General features: G+C 68.6%; 15 protein-coding genes. 11 read left to right on the top strand and 4 right to left on the bottom strand.

Features of this window, described 5'->3' with window-relative positions:
* Positions 1-6 precede the first annotated feature (6 nt).
* A complete protein-coding gene (gene ileS, locus ACN8HC_RS04905) occupies positions 7-3,291 on the bottom strand; it encodes an isoleucine--tRNA ligase (RefSeq protein WP_490073988.1) in 3,285 nt (1,094 codons plus the stop codon).
* A gap of 396 nt (positions 3,292-3,687) precedes the next feature.
* On the opposite strand from ileS, the gene ACN8HC_RS04900 reads away from it, so the two are divergent.
* Complete coding sequence (locus tag ACN8HC_RS04900) at positions 3,688-4,530, top strand: nitrilase-related carbon-nitrogen hydrolase (protein WP_490073758.1); 843 nt, start codon at positions 3,688-3,690, stop codon at positions 4,528-4,530.
* Between the two features lie 33 nt (positions 4,531-4,563).
* Here ACN8HC_RS04900 and ACN8HC_RS04895 read toward each other — a convergent pair whose 3' ends face one another.
* Entirely contained in the window at positions 4,564-6,135 is a 1,572-nt protein-coding gene (locus tag ACN8HC_RS04895) for a PucR family transcriptional regulator (RefSeq protein ID WP_490073757.1), read from the bottom strand.
* A 155-nt stretch (positions 6,136-6,290) separates the two neighbouring features.
* On the opposite strand from ACN8HC_RS04895, the gene ACN8HC_RS04890 reads away from it, so the two are divergent.
* Genes ACN8HC_RS04890 through ACN8HC_RS04880 form a run of 3 tightly spaced genes read left to right on the top strand, consistent with a single transcriptional unit; the run spans position 6,291 to position 10,311 of the window.
* Entirely contained in the window at positions 6,291-7,880 is a 1,590-nt protein-coding gene (locus tag ACN8HC_RS04890; RefSeq protein WP_490073756.1) for an NCS1 family nucleobase:cation symporter-1, read from the top strand.
* Positions 7,877-9,277: a dihydropyrimidinase gene (hydA, locus tag ACN8HC_RS04885; protein ID WP_490073755.1), complete on the top strand. Its 1,401-nt coding sequence runs from the start codon at positions 7,877-7,879 to the stop codon at positions 9,275-9,277. Before ACN8HC_RS04890 ends, hydA begins: the two co-directional genes overlap by 4 nt.
* Positions 9,277-10,311 (top strand): TIGR03842 family LLM class F420-dependent oxidoreductase, encoded by a 1,035-nt coding sequence (locus ACN8HC_RS04880; RefSeq protein WP_490073987.1) that lies wholly within the window; start codon positions 9,277-9,279, stop codon positions 10,309-10,311. Before hydA ends, ACN8HC_RS04880 begins: the two co-directional genes overlap by 1 nt.
* Positions 10,312-10,428: 117 nt before the next feature.
* On the opposite strand, the gene ACN8HC_RS04875 is transcribed toward ACN8HC_RS04880, so the two are convergent.
* Positions 10,429-11,619 carry a transcriptional regulator gene (locus ACN8HC_RS04875; protein ID WP_490073754.1) on the bottom strand — a complete coding sequence of 397 codons (1,191 nt, stop codon included), beginning with the start codon at positions 11,617-11,619 and terminating at the stop codon, positions 10,429-10,431.
* A 116-nt stretch (positions 11,620-11,735) separates the two neighbouring features.
* On the opposite strand from ACN8HC_RS04875, the gene ACN8HC_RS04870 reads away from it, so the two are divergent.
* The gene (locus tag ACN8HC_RS04870) at positions 11,736-13,574 is read left to right on the top strand and encodes an NAD(P)-binding domain-containing protein (protein WP_490073753.1); all 1,839 of its coding nucleotides are present in this window, start codon (positions 11,736-11,738) and stop codon (positions 13,572-13,574) included.
* Between the two features lie 116 nt (positions 13,575-13,690).
* Here the strand turns inward: ACN8HC_RS04870 and ACN8HC_RS04865 are convergent, their stop codons facing one another.
* Complete coding sequence (locus ACN8HC_RS04865; protein ID WP_490073752.1) at positions 13,691-14,281, bottom strand: T6SS immunity protein Tdi1 domain-containing protein; 591 nt, start codon at positions 14,279-14,281, stop codon at positions 13,691-13,693.
* 290 nt (positions 14,282-14,571) lie between these two features.
* On the opposite strand from ACN8HC_RS04865, the gene valS reads away from it, so the two are divergent.
* The 6 genes from valS to ACN8HC_RS04835 all read left to right on the top strand — a co-directional run bounded on the left by valS (position 14,572) and on the right by ACN8HC_RS04835 (position 21,477).
* Positions 14,572-17,214, top strand: coding sequence for a valine--tRNA ligase (gene valS, locus ACN8HC_RS04860; protein WP_490073751.1), 2,643 nt, complete (start codon positions 14,572-14,574; stop codon positions 17,212-17,214).
* 151 nt (positions 17,215-17,365) lie between these two features.
* Positions 17,366-18,046, top strand: coding sequence for a DUF4129 domain-containing protein (locus ACN8HC_RS04855; RefSeq protein WP_490073750.1), 681 nt, complete (start codon positions 17,366-17,368; stop codon positions 18,044-18,046).
* Positions 18,043-18,579 (top strand): hypothetical protein, encoded by a 537-nt coding sequence (locus ACN8HC_RS04850; protein ID WP_490073749.1) that lies wholly within the window; start codon positions 18,043-18,045, stop codon positions 18,577-18,579. The genes ACN8HC_RS04855 and ACN8HC_RS04850 overlap by 4 nt, the downstream gene beginning before the upstream one ends.
* Positions 18,576-19,556 carry an AAA family ATPase gene (locus ACN8HC_RS04845; RefSeq protein ID WP_490073748.1) on the top strand — a complete coding sequence of 327 codons (981 nt, stop codon included), beginning with the start codon at positions 18,576-18,578 and terminating at the stop codon, positions 19,554-19,556. The genes ACN8HC_RS04850 and ACN8HC_RS04845 overlap by 4 nt, the downstream gene beginning before the upstream one ends.
* On the top strand, positions 19,475-20,872 hold the full coding sequence (locus tag ACN8HC_RS04840) for a DUF58 domain-containing protein (protein WP_490073747.1): 1,398 nt from the start codon (positions 19,475-19,477) through the stop codon (positions 20,870-20,872). Before ACN8HC_RS04845 ends, ACN8HC_RS04840 begins: the two co-directional genes overlap by 82 nt.
* Complete coding sequence (locus ACN8HC_RS04835) at positions 20,869-21,477, top strand: hypothetical protein (protein ID WP_490073746.1); 609 nt, start codon at positions 20,869-20,871, stop codon at positions 21,475-21,477. Before ACN8HC_RS04840 ends, ACN8HC_RS04835 begins: the two co-directional genes overlap by 4 nt.
* Positions 21,478-21,480 lie beyond the last annotated feature (3 nt).

The following is a 21,480-nucleotide window of genomic DNA, read 5'->3' as shown; positions in this document are numbered from 1 at the left end:
GCGCCCTCATCGCGACGCCCCTTCCGCGGCCGGCTCCACCCGCTCGACCGAGATCGACACATGCTTGCCACCGCCCAGGTCGGCGTCGGTGGCGCCCGGCAGCTCGTGCCCTGCTCCGGCCGAACCGAACTGCACGGCCAGCGTCTCACGCATGATCAGCTGTTGGTGGGCAACCGTCGCCTGCCACGCGTCGTCGTCGCCGGCGATGCCGAGCCGGATGCGGTCGCTGACGTCGAGACCGGCCTCCCGGCGGGCCTGCTGGACCGCGCGGATGATGTCGCGGGCCAGGCCCTCCACCCGCAGCTCGTCGGTGACCTCGGTGTCGAGCACGACGAAACCACCGCCGGGCAGCATCGCCGGGACATTGCCTTCCTCGCCCTGGTCGTCGACGACCGATTCGAGGGTGAATTCGCCTGCCTGCAGGACCAATCCGCCGCTCGTGACGGTGCCGTCCGCGGCGACCGACCAGTCACCGGACTTGCTGCCCTTGATGGCCCGTTGCACGTCCTTGCCGAGGCGCGGGCCCGCCGCACGCGCGTTGACGCTGAGCTTCTGCCGGATCCCGAAGTCGGCCTCGCTGGCGTCGGCGAGGTCCACGAGACGCACTTCGCGCACGTTGACCTCGTCGGCGATCAGCGCGGTGAAGTCGGTGAGCGCAGCGGCGTCGTCGGTCACGACGGTCAGTTTCGCCAGTGGCAGACGGACCCGCAGTTGCTGAGCCTTGCGGACCGACAGCGTGGTCGAGCAGATGGCGCGGGCCCGGTCCATGGCGTCGACCAGCTGTGCGTCGGACGGTAGGTCCGTGGCGACCGGCCAGTCGGTGAGGTGCACCGAACGGCCGCCGGTCAGCCCGCGCCATACCTGCTCGGTGACGAAGGGCAGCAGGGGCGCGGCGACCCGGCACACGGTCTCCAGCACCGTGTAGAGCGTGTCGAACGCGGCCTGGCTGTCCTCGTCCACTCCGCCGGTCGACCAGAAGCGTTCGCGCGACCGGCGGATGTACCAGTTGGTGAGCACGTCGAGGAACGACTGCACGGCGTCACAGGCGCCCGCGACATTGAACTCGTCGAGGTCCATGCGCACCGTGTCGACGAGGTCGCGGGTCTTGGCCAGCACGTACCGGTCCATGACATTGCTCGAGTCGGTGCGCCAATGCCCTGCTGCGCCGGCCGCGTTCGCGTAGAGGCTGAAGAAATACCAGCTGCTCCACAAGGGCAGCAGCACCTGGCGCACGCCGTCGCGGATGCCCTGCTCGGTGACGATCAGGTTGCCACCGCGCAGGATCGGGCTGCTCATCAGGAACCAGCGCATCGCGTCCGCACCGTCGCGGTCGAAGACCTCCGAGACGTCCGGATAGTTGCCCAGCGACTTGGACATCTTCTGCCCGTCGGAGCCCAGCACGATGCCGTGGCAGATGACGTTCTTGAACGCCGGACGGTCGAAGAGCGCGGTCGCCAGGATGTGCAGCGTGTAGAACCAGCCGCGGGTCTGGCCGATGTATTCGACGATGAAGTCGGCGGGGTAGTGGTGCTCGAACCAGTCGGCGTTCTCGAAGGGGTAGTGCACCTGGCCGTAAGGCATCGAGCCGGAGTCGAACCACACGTCGAGCACGTCCTCGACGCGACGCATCGTCGAATTCCCTGTCGGATCATCGGGGTTCGGCCGGGTCAGCCGGTCGATCCCCGGCCGATGCAGGTCGTCGACCGTGACGCCGAAGTCGCGCTCGAGTTCCTCGAAGGAGCCGTAGACGTCGACGCGCGGGTATGCCGGGTTGTCCGACTTCCACACCGGCACGGGGCTGCCCCAGAACCGGTTGCGGGTGATCGACCAGTCGCGGGCGTTGGCCAGCCACGTCCCGAACTGGCCGTCCTTGACGTTGCCAGGCACCCAGTTGATCTCCTGGTTGTGCGCCAGCATCCGACCCTTGAACTCGGTGACGCGCACGAACCAGGAGCTGACCGCCTTGTAGATCAACGGGTTCCGGCACCGCCAGCAGTGCGGGTAGGAGTGCTCGTAGGTCTCGCGGCGCAGCAGGACCGTGCCCGGAGTGACAGCGCCGGCCCCTGCCTTGAGGTCGTCGATGATGTGCGGGTTGGCGTCGAAGACCAACATGCCTTCGTATTCGTTCACCGGGTGGGTGAACCGCCCGTCCGGCCCGACCGGCATGACGGCGACGATGCCCTCGCGGTCGGTGACCATCATGTCGTCCTCACCGAACGCCCCGGCGGTGTGCACCAGCCCGGTGCCGTCCGTGGTGGTGACGAAGTCGGCCGGCACGACACGGAACGCCTTGTCGTGGCCCGCGTAGTAGGTGAACGGGGGCGCGTAGACCGACTCCAGCAGGTCGTTGCCGGTGAGCCGCGCCACGACATACGGCTCGGGGTCGGCCTTGGCGTCACCGAACAGCTCCTTCGCGTATGCCGCCAGCCGGGCGTGCGCGAGCACGTATCGCTGGGTGGTGCCGGTCGGCACATCGGTCTCGACCACCACGTAGTCGATGTCCGGCCCGACCATGACCGCGAGGTTGGCGGGCAGCGTCCACGGCGTGGTGGTCCACACGAGGAACAACGCGTCCTGCAGCACGTCCAGTTTGCTGCTGGTGCAGCGGAATCCGACGGTGACCGCCGGGTCCTGCCGCATCTGATAGACGTCCTCGTCCATCCGCAGCTCGTGGTTGGACAGCGGCGTCTCGTCGTTCCAGCAGTAGGGCAGCACGCGGAAACCCTCGTAGATGAGCCCCTTGTCGTAGAGCTGCTTGAAGACCCAGATCACCGACTCCATGAAGTCGGGGTTCAGCGTCTTGTAGTCGTTGTCGAAGTCGACCCAGCGACCCATCCGCTCGACGTAGTCGCGCCACTCGTCGGTGTAGCGCAGCACCGAGGCCCGGGCGGCCTTGTTGAACTTGTCGACCCCCATCTCGAGGATTTCGTCCTTGGTCTTCAGGCCCAGCTGCTTCATCGCCTCCAGTTCGGCGGGCAGACCATGGGTGTCCCAGCCGAACCGTCGCTCGACGCGCTTGCCGCGCATCGTCTGATAGCGCGGGATGAGGTCCTTGACGTAGCCGGTCAGCAGGTGGCCGTAGTGCGGCAGCCCGTTGGCGAACGGCGGGCCGTCGTAGAAGACGAACTCGTTCTTGCCGTTGGTGCCCGGGTCACGCTGCTCCACCGATGCACGGAACGTGTCGTCGGCGTCCCAGTACTTCAGCACCGCCTTCTCGATGGCGGGGAAATCGGCGGACGGCGCGACACCGGTGGGTTCGGCTGTGGTCAGGTCGACCTTCGGGTAGGTCATCTGTGGTGCGTCTCTCTCGCGGTCGGGCTCGTCCTGGCCGAGGACGACGCCTGCCCGTCGGGCCGGCACCGCGGTACCACCTCGCTTGCCGTATGGCGAGAAGCCTCTCGTCATACGACCGCTCGTGCATGAGCTGTGACGGGCTCGTCCCGTCCGGTTCTACTGGGCACCCGCCGTTGGACTGGCACGGGCGCTGTTCTTCCGGAAGCTCGCCGCTGATGACGGCTCGAACGCTGGTGCCACCAGTGTATTCGCCCGGCATACCGGTCACCAACTCGATTGCGGCCACCGTGTAACACCAGGGCGCATTGTCGTGACATCACGACGGGTTCCGCGGCCGGCGCTCCGGACTAGCGTCGCTGCATCACCGACGAAAGCGATCGCGGGAGGCCGCCCATGACCACTGTCAAAGCCGCTCTGTTCCAGACCCACTGGCGCGGGGACAAGGATAAGATGCTGGACGCTCACGAGGAGATCGCGCACGAAGCAGCCCGGCAGGGCAACCAGGTGATCTGCTTCCAGGAGCTGTTCATGGGGCCGTTCTTCGCCCAGGTCCAGGACAAGGCCTGGTACGAGTACGCCGAGGCGATCCCGGACGGCCCGATCGTGCAGCGGTTCAGCTCGATCGCCAAGGAGACCGGGCAGGTGATGATCCTGCCGATCTACGAGGAGGTGCAGCCGGGTGTGCTGTTCAACGCGGCGGCGGTGATCGACGCGGACGGACGCTACCTCGGCAAGTACCGCAAGACGCACATCCCGCAGCTGCACGGGTTCTGGGAGAAGTTCTACTTCCGGCCGGGCGCCAACGACGGCTGGCCGGTCTTCGAGACCGCGGTCGGCAAGGTCGGCGTCTACATCTGCTACGACCGGCACTTCCCGGAGGGCTGGCGCGGCCTCGGGCTGGCCGGCGCGGAGATCGTCTTCAATCCGTCGGCGACCTCGCGCGGACTGTCCAACCACCTGTGGAAGCTCGAGCAGACCGCCGCCGCGGCCGCCAACATGTATTACGTCGGGGCGCTCAACCGAGTCGGCATCGAGCCGCTCGGTGACGACGACTTCTACGGCACGTCCTACTTCGCCGATCCGCGCGGGCAGTTCGTCGGCGACGTCGCCTCCGACCAGGTGGAGGAGTTGCTCGTACGCGATCTGGACCTCGACGCAATCCGGGAGCAGCGCGCCACCTGGGCTTTCTACCGCGACCGGCGGCCGGACACCTACACGGCGATCACCGAGCGATAGGTCGTATGGCGGAGGGCGCTCGATTAGCGACTGTCACCGGCCACGCGCACGCAGCGCCAGCAGCGCGACATGCAGGCCCGCGACGGCACGCACGTCGTCCAGGTCGATGCCGAGCCGCTCGGTGATCTGATCCAGCCTGCGGTAGACCGCCGGCCGGGACAGGTGGTGCGCCTGCGCCGTCGAGGACTTGTTCAGCCCGTTGGCGATGAAACTCTCCAGCAGGTCGATCAGCTCCGGGCTGTCCAGCAAGGGGCCGAGCTCGCGGTCCACGAAATCCTGCACGTCGGGGTTGGCCGCCAGCACCTCCACCAGCCCGGGCAACCGCAGGTCGGCGAGCCGGACGACGGCGGGGTCGGTCCAGCCGAGCCGGGACGCGGCGGCCAGGGTATGCCGGGCCTGCGCGAACGATCCGGCGAGACCACGCAATCCCTCCACCGTCGGCCCGGCCGCGGCCAGCACGACGCGCCCGTCGGACTCCGCGGCCAACCGCCGGCCGAACTCGTCGACGGTGGTTACCGGGTCGACCGCCGGCCGGCTCGACACGAGCATCCGCACGGTCCCCTGCTCCACCGGGCCGAGCAGCACCCCGACCCCGTGCCGGCCCGCGACCGACCGAGCGTGCTCGAGCAGCATCGAGCACTCCCGCTCCGCCCGGCCGAGCCGCACGATCAACGGCGTCAGCCGCCGGTGCCGAATGGGGAAACCCGATGCCCGGGCACGTAATTCGAGCAGGTCCGCGCCGCCATGACCGCCGAGCAGATCGGCCAGCAGCACCTCCTGCGCCTCACGCTGCCAGTCGCGGCCGCCGCGGGAGGCCAGCTTGTGCAGGTTCAGTGCCTCCACCCCGCACCGGGCGATGACCTCCGTGCGCTCGGCCGGCTCGCCGTGCGCGAAGAGGATCAACGACCCCCACGGGCGGCCGCCCTCGGTCAGCGGCGCGGCGACGATGCCGTCCGGTGTGGTGTGGACGTCGCCGTCGCCACCGAAGCGGGACACGTACTGCGACAGCCGCGTCCAGTCGCGCAGCACCTCTCGCAACCCGGCCTCACCGGCGGCCAGTTGCACCTGCCGCGCGGTGTTCTCCACGACCACCGGGCACTCGGCCAGACCGGCCAGCTCGTCGACCAGCGCTTGCATCGGCGCCCGCTGAATCGTCAAGCGGTGCAACGTGTCCCGCACGGTTTCGGAAACGGTGGAGCGGCTGGTCGCGTGCGCCAGGATGATCGTCTGCACCTGCTCGGTGATGGTGACGAACGCGACCGGACGCCACATGACGATCAGCGGCAGATCCACCGACCGGCACGCCCGCAGCATGGCGCGCGGCACGTCGTCGAAGGCGCGGCCGATGCCGAGGAACACCGCTGCCGCGCCGGCGGCGGCCAGCCGCTCGACATACTCCACCTGATCCTTCTCCGAGGTGAGTAGGGCACCGGTCGTCAGCACCACCTCGCCGCCGCTGAGCATGGTGCCGATGTCCGGCACCTCGCCGACATGACACCACCGGACCGGGTCGGACAGGTGCTCGTGTCCGTGCAGCACCTCCGGCTGGCCCTCCCGGCTCGCGGCGAGCTCGATCACCTCGGCCAGGGTCATCGAATGCGTCACTCCTCCACTCTCGCCGATCCGGCGCCTCGCCGATGGCCAAACGAGCCGATACAACACGCAACGCAACGGCTGTGATGCGTGACACAGTGAACGAGGACGCCCGCCACTGCCGCGATTACTGTGACGCGCATTCTCGTTCCCCGGAGGAGCCCCGTATGACGATCGACGCCCAGCACACCGTCCACCACGGCCAGCTCGAACACGCCGACGGCCGGGTCACCCTCGAGGACAAGTCGGTGCTGGCCAACACGGCGTTCGCGAACAGCGATCTCAGTCCCGTCGAATTGCCCGAACGGCACTGGAACACCTACAACTACAGCGCCTTGTGGATCGGGATGAGCCACAACATCCCGTCCTGGCTGTTGGCGTCCGGGCTCGTCGCGGCGGGGATGAGCTGGCAGCAGGCGGTGCTGATCATCCTGCTGGCCAACGTCATCGTGCTGATCCCGATCCTGCTCAACGGGCACGGCGGCACGAAGTACGGCATACCGTTCCCCGTCCTCGCCCGGGCGAGCTTCGGAGTGCTCGGCGCCAATCTCCCTGCGTTGATCCGGGCATTCGCCGCCACCTGCTGGTTCGGCGTGCAGAGCTGGATCGGCGGCGAAGGCATCTTCCTGCTGGCCGGCAAGATGTTCGGCTCCGGCTGGGCCGACGCATCCCACATCGGTGCCTATCCGTGGACCCAGTGGCTCAGCTTCTTCGTCTTCTGGCTGATCGAGATCGCGATCATCGTGCGCGGCATCGAGACGCTGCGCCGGTTCGAGAACTGGGCGGCGCCAGTGGTGCTGGTGGCCGCCGTCGCGTTGCTGGTCTACATGTGGATCAAGGCCGGCGGGGTGGGCAACATCCTGTCTCAGCCGGGCACGCTGCACGGCCACGCGTTCTGGAAGGCGTTCGGGCCGGCGCTGATGGGCATGATCGCGTTCTGGGCGACGCTGTCGCTGAACATCTCCGACTTCACCCGGTTCGGCGGCTCCCAGAAGAAGCAGATGCTCGGCCAAACCTACGGGCTGCCGACCACGATGACCTTCTTCGCGTTGCTGTCGGTGCTGGTCACGTCGGCGTCCGAGCAGGTCTACGGCAAGGCCATCTGGGATCCGATCCAGCTCGCCGCCAAGATCAACAGCTGGGTCGGCACCCTGGTCGCGCTGGCGGCCGTGATGATCGCGACCCTGTCGGTCAACATCGCGGCCAACTTGGTGAGCCCGTCATACGATTTCGCCAACGCCGCACCGAAATACATCACCTTCCGGCGCGGTGCGCTCATCACCTGCGTCCTCAGCGTGCTGATCTTCCCGTGGGAGCTGGTCTCCAACCCGCACGTCTACATCTTCACCTGGCTGGGCGTCGTCGGCGCGATCCTCGGGCCGGTCGCCGGCATCCTCGCGATCGACTACTGGTACGTCCGCCGCCGCTACATCGTGGTCCGCGACCTCTACCGCACGGACGGCCTGTACTGGTACTCCGGCGGCTGGAACTGGCGCGGTGTCGTCGCGTTCGTCGTCGCGGCCCTGCTCGCGGCGGGTGGTTCGTATTCAGCGGTCGCTGCCGACGGCACCAAGTCGGGCCCGTTCCCGGCCGACGGGCTGATCCCCTTCCTCAAGCCGCTCGCGGACTACGGTTGGATCGTCGGTCTCGTCTCGGCGGCGGTCATCTACGCGGTGTTGATGAAAGTGTCGAGAATCCCTGTCTCGTATGACGATTCGGCTGACACGGCCGAGCAGGACGAAGGAGTCACAGTATGACGACAACACTCATCTCGGGCGGTCAGGTCGTCACACCGCAGGGTGCCGCGCCCGCCGACGTGCTGGTCGACGGCGAGACCGTGTCCGCCGTGCTCGCCCCTGGCATCGCCGCAGCACTCGGCGTCACCGCCGATCGCACCATCGACGCATCGGGCAAGTACGTCCTACCGGGTGGCATCGACGTGCACACCCACATGGACATGCCGTTCGGTGGCACCTTCAGCGTCGACGACTTCGAGACCGGCACGCGGGCCGCGGCCTGGGGCGGCACGACCACGATCGTCGACTTCCCCGTGCAGAAGAAGGGCGGCTCGCTGCAGGAGGCGGTCGACACCTGGCACGCGAAGGCCGAGGGAAAAGCCTGCATCGACTACGGGTTCCACGCGATCCTGGCCGATGTCAACGACATGTCGCTGAAGGAGATGGACGGCCTCGTCGACCAGGGTGTCACCAGCTTCAAGCTGTTCATGGCCTATCCGGGCGTGTTCCTGTCGACGGACGACCAGATCATTCAGGCGATGTACCGCGCAGCGGACAACGGCGCGACGATCATGATGCACGCCGAGAACGGCACCGCGATCGACCAGATCGTGCAGCGGGCCGTCGCCGCCGGCCACACCGAGCCCAAGTGGCACGGCCTCACCCGGCCGATCGCGCTGGAGGCGGAAGCCGTGAACCGGGCGTCGCAGATGGCGGCGGTCACCGGCACGCCGGTCTACTTCGTGCACCTGTCCAGCGGGGCAGCAGTCGATGTGGTCGCCGCCGCGCGTGATGCCGGCCGGAACGTCTTCGGTGAGACCTGCCCGCAATACCTCTTCCTCGACGAATCCGATCTCGCACGACCGGATTTCGAGGGGGCCAAGTACGTCTGCACCCCAGCCCTCCGACCGGTGGAGGAGCAAGCGAAGCTGTGGCGCGGCATACGCACCAACGACCTGTCGGTGGTCGCCACCGACCACTGCCCGTTCTGCTTCGTCCCCGACAAACAGCTGGGCCGGGACGACTTCCGCGCCATACCCAACGGCCTGCCCGGTGTCGAGCACCGGATGGACCTGCTGCACCTCGGGGTCACCAAGGGTGAGATCAGCCTGGCCCGCTGGGTGGAGATCTCCTCGGCGACACCGGCGCGAATGTTCGGCATGTACCCCAAGAAGGGCGTGATCGCGCCCGGGTCCGACGCCGACATCGTGATCTACGACCCGAACGCGACGCAGACCGTCTCGGCGCAGACCCATCACATGAACGTCGACTACTCGGTCTACGAAGGTTGGGAATTCACCGGCAAGGTGGAAACTGTGCTGTCCAGAGGCGAGATCGTCGTGGATGCAGGCGAATTCAGCGGTGCACCGGGCCGTGGACAGTTCATCAAGCGCTCCCTGTCGCAGTACCTCGTGTGATGGACTTCGGCGTCGTCCTGCAGACCACTCCCCCGTCGGCACGGGTGGTCGATCTCGCGGTGCAAGCCGACCGGCTCGGGTTCAGCCACGTCTGGACCTTCGACAGCCACATCCTGTGGCAGGACCCCTACCCGATCTACAGCCAGATCCTGGACCGCACGCGCCGCGTCACGGTCGGGCCGATGGTGACCAACCCGACCACGCGCGACTGGACCGTCACCGCCTCGCTGTTCGCCACGCTCAACGAGATGTACGGCAACCGCACGGTCTGCGGAATCGGACGCGGTGACTCGGCGGTGCGGGTGGAGGGCGGGCGGCCCAGCACGCTCGCCGCCCTGCGCGACGCAGTGGGCGTCATCCGCGGTATGGCGTGCGGCGACGCGGTTTCCTACGGCGGCACGACCTTGCGGCTGCCGTGGGCGACCGGGTCGCGCCTGGAGGTGTGGGTCGCCGCCTACGGGCCGAAAGCCCTCGCCCTCGCGGGTGAGGTGGCCGACGGCTACATCCTGCAACTCGCCGATCCGCAGATCACCGCGTGGATGGTCGACGCGGTCCGATCCGCCGCGGCGGCCGCCGGCCGCGATCCCGCGTCGATCACGATCTGTGTCGCGGCCCCGGCATACGTCACCGACGGCACCGCCGAGTCGGCCGAACACGCCCGCGACCAGTGCCGCTGGTTCGGCGGGATGGTGGGCAACCACGTCGCCGACATCGTCAGCCGGTATGGCGAGTCGTCAGGCGTGCCAACGGCGCTGACCGACTACATCGCCGGGCGCCAGGGTTACGACTACAACCAGCACGGGCGCGCCGGCAACACGCACACCCGGTTCGTGCCCGACGAGATCGTCGACCGGTTCTGCATCGTCGGGCCGCCCGAGGAGCACGTCAAACGCATCGAGGAGTTGCGCGAGCTGGGCGTCGACCAGTTCGCGGTCTACCTGCAGCACGACGACAAGGAGCACACGCTGGCGTCATACGCCGACCACGTGATGCCCGTCGTCAACGTGCCGAAGGAGGCGCGTTCCTCCTCCTAGCCGCGACCCATGCCGAGAGGCCCACAAAATCTCCAGAGGCTCAGAAGTGGCGCCGCGGATCCGCCGCCGTTCTGAGCCTCTCGATGCGGTTGTGAGCCTCTCGGCGAGGGGGACTACTCACCCCGGGACCGCGACCGTGAGCTGCACCCCGTCGGCGATGCGGTAGGGGCTGCTGTCCACGATCGCGCCGAGCGTCTTGCGCAACCGCGAGACCTCGGCGCGCACCGCCACCACATGGTCACCGTCGCCGAACAGCGCCACGCTGAGGTCGTATGGCGTGAGCCCCTCGCGCCCGGCACCGGCCAGCCGCTGGAGGATCTGCGCGTGCCGCTGGGACAACGCCACCCGCCACGGGTCGGCATCCGCGCGGATCTCGATGACCGGCTTGCGGCCCACCTCCAGACGCGCCGTGAGATGCCGGTCGGTCGCGGCCGGGCGGACCAGCCAGCCGAGGTCGAGGCGTTCCGGCATACACAACCCCAGACCGGGGACGGCCAGCGGCCGGTCCGGCTCCGGCACGCCGATGCGGTCACGGGTCGTCACGCCCGCACTGTGCGCCACCCAGCCCGCGTCGTCGACCACCAGGGCCGGCCCACCGGTCGCCGCCACGATCGGCTCCGCGGCCAGTCGCAGCCGCTCCAGCGCCGCCTCGTGGTGTCGCCGCAGCAAGGACTCCGCCAGCAGCACCGCGGTCTCCACCAGCGCACTGATCGCCGGGTGCAGCGTCAGAGCTGGACCGCTGATGTCGACGATGCCGAGCAGTTCGCCGGTGCGCGGCTCATGAATCGGGAAAGCGGTGCAATACCAAGGGTGTTGGGCTTGTTCGAAGTGCTCTCCCGAGAAGAGCAGCACCGGGCTGGCCTCCTCCAGCGCGGTGCCGATGGCGTTGGTGCCCACCTCGTCCTCGGTCCACCGAGCGCCCTCGCTGAAGCCGAGCTCGTCGGCCCGACGGCGTACGTTGCTGGCACCGCGGCGCCAGAGGATGATGCCGTCGCCGTTGGTCACCACCATCAGGAAGTGTGAGGCGTCGGCCACGCTCGAGATCACCCGCGCGAGGTCGTCGATGACCAGCCGCAGCGGGGACATCCGCCGCAACTGCTCCAGCCGCTCGGGCGACACCGGCTCGCGCGGACCCGGACGGTCGGGCACGAGCCCGAAGCCGAGGACGCGCTGCCAGGATCGGGACACGACCGGCCGCGGCTGCATCGCGGCGCGGCCGCCGCCGATCAGCGCCTCGTGCATCCGCATGAGTTCACGCGCGTATCCGGCGAGGTCGGTGCCCCGGGCGAGGGCGTTGTAGTCGGCCACCAGAGGGTCTCCTTCGCCGACGCCGGGACGGACCGGTTGCAACGTGTTGCAACGCTTCCATCCAGCGTAGCCGCGAGGTGTGCTGTACCTCACATTCGGTTCGGAAAGGATGAGTCATGACCGAGACCCTGGACCCGCAGACCGCTGCTCTCGACACCACCAGTCCCCGGGGGCGGGCCGAGAAATGGCTCGCCGACTTCGATGAGGCGCTGCGCACCCGCGACATCGACGCGGCCGTCGACCTTTTCGCGCTCCAGAGCTTCTGGCGTGATCTGGTGTCGTTCACCTGGAACATCAAGACCTCGGAGGGCCGGGACGGCATACAAACCCTTCTGCAGGAGACCCTCGAGCGCACCGAGCCCGTCGGCTGGGCGTTCAGCGAAGAACCCACCGAGGCAGGCGGGGTCATCGAGTGCTGGCTCACCTTCGAGACCGCGGTCGGCCGCGGCAAGGGCCACCTGCGTCTCAAGGACGAGGACGGCGAGCTCAAGGCGTGGACGCTGCTCACCAGCCTGCGCGAGCTCAAAGGACACGAGGAGAACCAGGGCGCGAACCGTCCGCAGGGCGTCGAGCACCAGCTGGCCCCCGGCCGCAAGTCCTGGCTGGAGAAGAAGCAGGAGGAGGAGGCCACCCTCGGCCGGGAGATGCAGCCGTATGTCGTGGTCATCGGCGGCGGCCAGGGCGGCATCGCTCTCGGTGCGCGCCTCCGCCAGCTCAAGGTGCCGCACGTCGTGCTGGACAACCATGACCGCCCCGGCGACCAGTGGCGCGGGCGCTACAAGAGCCTGTGCCTGCACGACCCGGTCTGGTACGACCACCTGCCCTATCTGCCGTTCCCCCCGAACTGGCCGGTCTTCGCGCCGAAGGACAAGATCGGCGACTGGCTGGAGATGTACACGCGCGTCATGGACGTGCCGTACTGGCCGAAGTCGCGCGTCACGTCGGCGACGTTCAACGAGAGCACCAAGACCTGGTCGGTCACCGTGGACCGGGCCGGCGAGGAGATCGTGCTGCACCCCAAGCAACTGGTCTTCGCGACCGGTATGTCGGGCAAGCCCAACCTGCCGAGCTTCCCGGGCATGGACGTCTTCGAGGGCGAGCAGCAGCACTCCAGCCAGCACCCCGGCCCGGAGGCCTACACCGGCAAGAAGGTCGTGGTCGTCGGCTCCAACAACTCGGCGCACGACATCTGCGGCGCGCTCTGGGAGCACGACGCGGACGTCACGATGGTGCAGCGGTCCTCCACCCACATCGTGAAGTCGGCGACGCTGATGGACATCGGGCTCGGCGATCTTTACTCCGAGCGGGCGGTCGAGGCCGGCGTCACCACCGACAAGGCGGACATGATCTTCGCCTCGCTCCCCTACCGGATCATGCACGAGTTCCAGATCCCGCTCTACCAACAGATGGCCGAGCGCGACAAGGACTTCTACGACCGGCTGGAAAAGGTCGGTTTCCAGCATGATTGGGGCGACGACGGGTCGGGCTTGTTCATGAAGTATCTGCGGCGCGGCTCCGGCTACTACATCGACGTGGGCGCCTCGGAGCTGGTCTGTGACGGCAAGGTGAAGCTCGCGCACGGCGACGTCGACCACCTCACGAAGAACTCGGTGGTGCTCGAGGACGGGAGCGAACTGCCCGCCGACCTGGTCGTCTACGCCACCGGCTACGGCTCGATGAACGGCTGGGTCGCCGACATCATCGACCAGCAGACCGCGGACAAGGTCGGCAAGGTCTGGGGTCTCGGCTCGGACACCACCAAGGACCCCGGGCCGTGGGAGGGCGAGCAGCGCAACATGTGGAAGCCGACCCAGCAGGAGGCGCTGTGGTTCCACGGCGGCAACCTGCACCAGTCACGCCACTACTCGCTCTACCTGGCGCTGCAGCTGAAGGCCCGCTACGAGGGCATCCCGACCCCGGTCTACGGCCTCCAGGAGGTTCACCACACGAGTTGAGCTGATCTCGCCGAGAGGCTCACCTAAACGCGAAAGGCTCAGTAAATCCGGCGATTTCGCCCCCGATTTAATGAGCCTTTCGGTCGTTGCTGAGCCTCTCGGCGAAAGGGGGCGGCTCAGGGGCGCTGGCGGCTGGCCGCGATCTGCCGATGTATGTCGGACACGTGCTCCGGGCCGTCGCCCTTGGCGAGGTTGTCCAGGTTGACCTTGCCGCCGAGCGCGAGAATCGGCTCGAAGTAGAAGATCTCGTTCTCGCCGAGTTCGCCCTTGGCCGCGATCGACGCCTTGTGCAGCTCCCGCAGGTCCGCCGGGTGCGAGTTGGAGCCGGTCAGGTGCTCAGTGAAGAACGTGGTGCCGTCCTCGGAGACCACCACGTTGTGCTGGAAGTGCGGATCGAGGCACTGGATGCGGTCGTGCCCGTCGACGCGGTCGAAGTGGTAGACGTGCCCAAAACTGGTCACCGCGAACGGGGTGCTGCCGACGCCCGATCCGAACCACGTCTGCAGCGTCGGCATCCAGGCCCCCGGATCGACGAGCGCGACCCGGCTCCCGCCATACCAACCGAGACCGTGGGCGCGCCAGAGCTCGATGAGTGCATCCGGGAGGCGCGTCTCGCCATACGCCACGAAGTCGTCGCTCGGGACGCGTGTGCCGGCGTCCGGCGGGAAGGTGTCGATGAACGGCTGCACCGCGTTGGCGTCGGGCATGGGTCACTCCACAGTGTTCCGGCGATCGGACAGGTCAGGACGACCGTATCGTCCGGCCCGGCCAAGTTGCGGTATTGCCCGACGTGCCACGCCTCACCACGCACCTTGTGGTCCTCCCGGCCACCCTGACGGTCCACTTCACGTCTGACGGTCGAATCCGACCGTCAGACGATCAATACGGGCGTCAGAGTCGCCGCGCGAGCCGGCGGTATGCCGTCACGCCGACGCACGCAGGCCATACCCGGAAACCGATTGGGCACTCCGCGCGCACGGATGGGATCATGTGCGGCATGACTGATCCCGCCGACAGCACGACATCCCGCATCCCCGACAAGCCGACCGTGGACGGCTTGGAGGACAAGTGGGCGGCTGTATGGCGCGAGCAGGACACCTACAAGTTCGACCGCGAGCGCGCGCTGTCCCTGCCCCGCGAGCGCGTCTTCTCCATCGACACCCCGCCGCCGACGGCGAGCGGCAGCCTGCACGTAGGACACGTCTTCGGCTACACGCACACGGACGTGGTGGCGCGCTACCAGCGGATGCGCGGCAAGGAGGTCTTCTACCCCTTGGGCTGGGACGACAACGGCCTGCCGACCGAGCGCCGCGTGCAGAACTACTACGGCGTCCGGGGTGACCACGCGGCGGCATACGACCCGGACTTCACCCCGCCGCTGCGCGGTGCCGAAGGCAAGTCGGTCAAGGCAGCCGACCAGGTGCCGATCAGCCGCGCCAACTTCATCCCGCTGTGCGAGGAGCTGACGACCGAGGACGAGGTGGCCTTCGAGTCGCTGTTCCGCCGGCTCGGGGTGTCGGTGGACTGGTCCCAGACCTACCGCACCATCGACGACCGCTCCCGCGCGGTCGCGCAGGAGGCGTTCCTGCACAACCTGGAGCGCGGCGAGGCTTACCAGGCGGAAGCCCCCGGGCTGTGGGACGTCACCTTCCAATCGGCTGTCGCCCAAGCCGAATTGGAGGCCCGCGACTACCCCGGCGCGTTCCACCGCATCGCCTTCCACCACGGCGACGACAAGGTCTACATCGAGACCACTCGCCCCGAGCTCATCCCCGCCTGCGTGGCGCTGATCGCCCACCCGGACGACGAGCGCTACCAGAGCCTCTTCGGATCGACTGTGACCTCACCGCTTTTCCGTGTCGAGATCCCAGTGCTGGCGCACCACCTCGCCGAGCCCGACAAGGGTGCCGGCATCGCGATGTGCTGCACCTTCGGTGACCTCACCGACGTCACCTGGTGGCGGGAGCTCCAGCTGCCGACCCGCTCGATCATCACCCGCAACGGCCGCCTGCAGGGCGAGATCCCGTCCTGGCTCGTGGGCGGCCCCGGCGAGCAGTTGTATGCCGAGGGCATGGCCACCAAGACCGTCCACTCGGCGCGCGTCGCGATCGTCGACGCCCTGCGCGAGTCCGGTGACCTGGACGGCGAGCCCAAGCCCACCCAGCGCAAGGCGAACTTCTTCGAGAAGGGCGACAAGCCGCTGGAGATCGTCACCTCGCGCCAGTGGTACCTCACCAACGGTGGCCGCGACGCCCACCTGCGCAAGGCGTTGGTGGCGCGCGGTGAACAGATCGACTTCCACCCCACCTTCATGCGCAGCCGCTACACCAACTGGGTCGACGGCCTCAACGGCGACTGGCTGATCAGCCGGCAGCGCTTCTTCGGCGTGCCGTTCCCGATCTGGTATCCCCTCGACGCCGACGGCGAGCCGGACCACGACCACCCGATCGCGGCGGCTGCCGACACGTTGCCGGTCGACCCGGCCACCGATGTGCCGCCCGGCTACACCGCCGAGCAGCGAGGCGTGCCAGGCGGATTCGTCGGCGACCCGGACATCATGGACACCTGGGCGACGTCGTCCCTGTCCCCGCAGATCGCCACCGGATGGCCGGTGACCAGCAACGCCGGCGGGCGCAACGACGACGAGCTCTTCGCCAAGATCTTCCCGATGGACATGCGCCCGCAGGGCCACGACATCATCCGCACCTGGCTCTTCGCGACGGTCGTGCGCAGCCACTTCGAGCACGACTCCGTGCCGTGGACCGACGCGGCGATCAACGGCTGGATCCTCGACCCGGACCGCAAGAAGATGTCCAAATCCAAGGGCAACGCCGTCACCCCGGAGGACGTGCTCACCCAGCACAGCGCCGATGCGGTGCGCTATTGGGCCGCCTCGGGACGCCTCGGCATGGACGCGGCATACGACGAGAGCCAGATGAAGGTCGGCCGTCGCCTGGCAATGAAGCTGCTCAACGCCAGCAAGTTCGCGCTGGGCATGGGTGAGGTCCAGGGCGACCTCGCCGAGGCGGTCACCGAGCCGCTCGACCTGGCACTGCTCGCCGGTCTGCGCACCCTGGTGGAGCAGGCGACCCGCAGCTTCGAGTCGTGGGACTACACGCGCAGTCTGGAGCTCACCGAGACCTTCTTCTGGACCTTCTGCGACGACTACATCGAGTTGGTCAAGGACCGTGCGTATGGCGCCCAGGGCGAGGCCGCCGCCGCGAGCGCCCGTGCGGCGCTGCGGATCGCCCTCGACGTTCAATTGCGTTTGTTCGCACCGTTCCTGCCCTACTCGACCGAAGAAGTCTGGTCCTGGTGGCACGAGGACTCGGTGCACCGCGCCGCGTGGCCGCTGCCGGCCGAGTGCGGTCCGACGACCGGTGACCCGGCCGCTCTGCAGGTCGTCGGTGAGGCCCTCGCCGGCGTCCGCAAGGCCAAGTCGGACGCCAAGCTGGGCATGCGCGCCGAGGTCACCGCGCTGACGCTCGCCGCACCTGCGGACCTGCAGCGGCTGGTGCGCGCGTCGGAGGCCGACCTGCGGGCAGCCGGCAAGCTCACCGGCGAGCTGACGTATGACGACGCCGACACCCTCGAGGTGCGCGACGTGCAGCTGGTGCCGCCGCCTCCTCGGCAGAAGTGACACCGCGCCCGACCAACCCACAGCGGTCCCCGGTTCGCGGGTAACGAATGGGCCGCTTTCGGCCACCCGCGAGCCGGTCGGGACCTAGGTTGGAGCGGTGAGTTCTGGGGAGGACCGATCGCCGAGACGTTCGGACCGACGATGGCTGCTGGTGGCCGCCGGAACGGCTCTGGCGCTCATGGTGCTGATCGTGGTGACCACCGCCCGGCGTCCGCCGATCCTGCAAAGTCCCGGGCGTGACCCGAATCTGCATATCCGGTACGGCACCTTCACGGCACCGACGCTGCTCGGCGGAGGAACGTCGCAGCCGACCAACAAGATGTCCCAGAACCTGGCCAACACGGTCGGGACCATCGTGCTGGACATGCTGCTCGTCCTGCTGCTGCTCGTGCTGCTCTGGCTGATCGTCGCCATCGCGGTCTCCACCATCCGTCGCTGGCGGCTGCGGTTGCGGATAGCCCGGGAGGGTCCCCTGCCCGAGGCGGACGACGCCGTCCTGGACGCGGTCGGCCGGGCCGCACGGCGCCAGCAGACGCTCCTGCACGAGGGCGTGCCCTCCAACGCGATCGTCGCCTGCTGGGTCGACCTGGAGCAGGCCGCAGCGGCCGCCGGCATCGCGCGACGACCCAGCGAGACCTCGGCCGAGCTGACCATCCGGGTGCTCGACGAACTCGACGTCGACCACCGGGCCCTGCGCACGCTCGGCCGGCTCTACCGTGAAGCCCGCTATTCCGCGCACCCGCTCACCGAGCGGGATCGCGAGTCCGCCGTGGCTGCGCTCGATGCGCTGCGCCGGTCGCTGCCGGACGGCACGCACACGGAGCGGGTATGACGAGCCACGACACCGAATCCGACCGCACCCACCACTGGGTCAAGCGCATCACCATCCTGGTCGTGGTGTGGCTGGCCGTGTGGATCTTCACGGCCTGGCTGCAGATGCGCCCCCAGCCGCTCGGCCTGCTCGCAGCTCTCGGCGCGCTGTTCGCGATCGGCTGGTGGGCGCACGACCGCGGCAGCGCGTGGGACCCGGTCGAGTGGTCCGGCAGCCCGGTGGGACGCCGGCTGAAGACCAGTCAGGACTCCCGGATCAGCTACCTGCGCCGGCTGATCGACGATGCCGTCGAGCCCGGGACCCGCGGCGACCCCAATGCCAGCGCGGTCAGCCTGCAGGCCATCGTTCGCGACGTCGCCATGGACCGCTTGCGCAAGCGCGCCACCGCCGCCGGTGCGGCGCAGCTGCCGGACGACGCCGAGCTGCTCGCCCATTCCGACCCCGAGCTGGCGGCATACCTGCTCGCCCAGCCGCCCCCATCGATCACCCGACAAACCGTGACCGACATCATCGACCGCATCGAGGCACTGTGAGCCAGCAATTCCCCGTCATACCGACCATCGCCGAGACGACCCGGCGCGCCGAGCAGATCCTGGACAGCGTCGACAAAGCGGTCGTCGGCAAGCGCCACGCCCTGGAACTGGTGCTCGCGACCCTGCTCGCCGGTGGCCATGTGCTGCTCGAGGACAATCCGGGGCTCGGCAAGACGCTCGCCGCGCGGTCGCTGGCCCAGACCCTCGGACTGGATTTCGCGCGAGCACAGTTCACGCCGGACCTGCTGCCCGCGGATCTGACCGGGTCCTTCATCTTCGACCAGCGGACGGCGACCTTCGACTTCCGGCACGGGCCACTGTTCACCGGCCTGCTGCTCGCCGACGAGATCAACCGCACACCGCCCAAGACCCAGGCCGCGCTGCTGGAGGCGATGCAGGAGCGACAGGTCACCGTCGAGGGCCAGACCTTCATGCTCCCCAAGCCGTTCCACGTCATCGCCACCGCGAATCCCGTGGAGTACGAAGGCACTTACCCACTGCCAGAGGCGCAGCTGGACCGCTTCCTCACCCGGGTCAGCTTCGGCTACCCGACCGTCGAGGAGGAGTCCGACGTGCTGCTGCGCCGGATCCGCCGCCAGCAGGAGGAGATCACCCTCGACCCGGTCACCGACGCCCAGGGACTGCTCGCCATGCAGGCCGCCGTCGAGCAAATCACCGTCGAGGACTCGGTCGTCGACTACTGCGTCCGGCTCGCCGCGGCGACGCGCAGCCACGCACAGGTGCTCATCGGTGCCTCGCCGCGTGGCTCGCTGGCGTTGTTGCTGGTCGGCCGGGCGCTCGCGGTGGTCCGCGGCCGCGACTTCGTCACCCCCGAGGACGTGAAGGCAGTCGCGCAGGCGGTGCTCACCCACCGGATCACCATCAAACCGGAGTTGTGGATGAGCGGCGTCACCGCGACGTCGGTGGTGCACGGGCTGCTGGGCAGCGTCCCGGCACCAGCGACAGCGAAGGGCTGACCGCCGGCATGGCGACCCGCACGGTTCGTCCGCTGCAGGACCCGGGATGGCGGATCACCCCGGCATTCCTCCGCGCCGCCATGCTGGCGGTGGTGCTCGTCGGCGCGGCAGTCGGTTTCGGACGGGCCGACCTGCTCGTGCTCGGCACCCCGCTGCTCATCGTGACCGTGTGGACGCTCGCGACGCGGCCGAGCGCGACGCCCGAGATCACCGGCACGATCTCGAGTGCGTCGCCGGTGGAGGGCACGACCCAGGCGTGGACGATCCGGGTCGCCGGCACCGACACTGCCGAGCAGTTCGCTGCGTATGTCGCAGACCGACGCATGCTGACGTTCACTCCCGATTCGGGTGCCGTGGCCGGCACCCTGGACGACGGCGGCGTCACGTGCACGATGCGCTGGCGACCCCAACGGTGGGGCACCCGCCAGATCCTGGCCACCCGGCTCGCGCTGTTCGGGCCGTGGGGTGGCTTCCGCTACGGCACGGTGCGGCTGCCGGCGCTCACCGTCACCACGCTCCCGGAGATCGCCGCCTTCGACTCCAAGCGCGCGCTGCCGCACCCGCAGGGTCTGATCGGTCTCAACCGCAGCAACACCAAGGCCGAGGGCACCGAATTCGCGGACATTCGCCAGTTCCAGGTCGGCGATCGGCTCCGGCACATCCACTGGCCGGTGTCGGCCCGCACCGGTGTGCTCCACGTGCGGACGTCGTTCGCCGAGCAGGACACCGAGATCCTGATCCTGCTCGACGCCTCGACCGACTACAGCAGCGGCGATCCGGACAGGGACGAAGCCAGCTCGCTGGACCTCGGGGTCCGGGCGTCCGCCGGCCTCGCAACCTACTTCCTCGGCCGCGGCGACCGGGTCGGGCTGGAGGTCGCCGGCGGCTTGCGCACCGTACGGGTGCCGGTCGCGATGGGGGCGTTGCACCAGCGGCGCATCATGGACTGCCTCAGCGGCATCGAACGCGGCCTCGGCACCGGCTTCCGGACCGCGGCGGTCCGCACCCGGCTGCGCCCGGGCGGCGTGTTGCTGCTCGTCAGCCCGCTGCTCAGCCCGATGCCGCTGACCCTGGCGGCGACCCTGGCCCAACGCGGCATGACGGTCCTGGTCATCGACTGCTTCCCCGGGGACGTCCCGGACGACGATCCGGCACTCGCGGTCGCCATCCGGCTGCGGCTGCTGGAGCGCGAACGCGAGATCCACGCGATCGAGCGGTTCGGAGTGCCGGTGACCCGGTGGCGCGGCCCGGGCAGCCTCGACCCCGTGCTGGCCCGCCTCTCCGCCCGGCCGCAACCGCGGGTGGTGCGTCGATGACGTTGTTGCCACGAATGGAGCGCATCGTCGAACTGCATCGCGACCGCGCGATCGCGCTGGCGGTCGCGATCGGCGCGGCGCTGCTGTTGCTCGTCATGACCGACATCGCCGGATCGATGACCTGGATCGGTCTGGTGCTCACGCTGGCCGCCGGCTCCATCGTGCTGGGCAACAGCGACAGTCTCGCGGGACTGATCCTGCTCGGCGCCATGGTCGTGCAGTGGCTGATGAGCGGCATGGCCGCGGGGTCGTGGTGGGTCCTGCCGGCCGCCTGGCTGCTTCTCCTGGCGCACGTCGCGGTCGCGCTCGTGGCGAGCGGCCCGGACCAGGCACCGATCCCCCGCGCCGTACTCGCCCGGTGGGTGCCGCGTACGGTGCTCGTCGGTCTGGCCACCACGGCCGCGGGAGTGCTGGCCTTGCTGATCGAGCCGACGAACGACGAATTGCTGCCGTATGGCGTGACGGCCGTCCTGCTCGCCCTCGTTGCAGCTGTGCTGGTGCTGATCCGACTCACCCGCGAACCGACCGAGGAGCGAGCCTCCGCGGCATACCACTCGATGAACGACCGGACGCGATCCACCAAAGATCCCTCTGGCGAGGGGTAAGGC

The organism is Flexivirga sp. YIM B11880, assembly GCF_058148645.1.
This window is presented reverse-complemented; position numbering and strand designations above follow the sequence as displayed.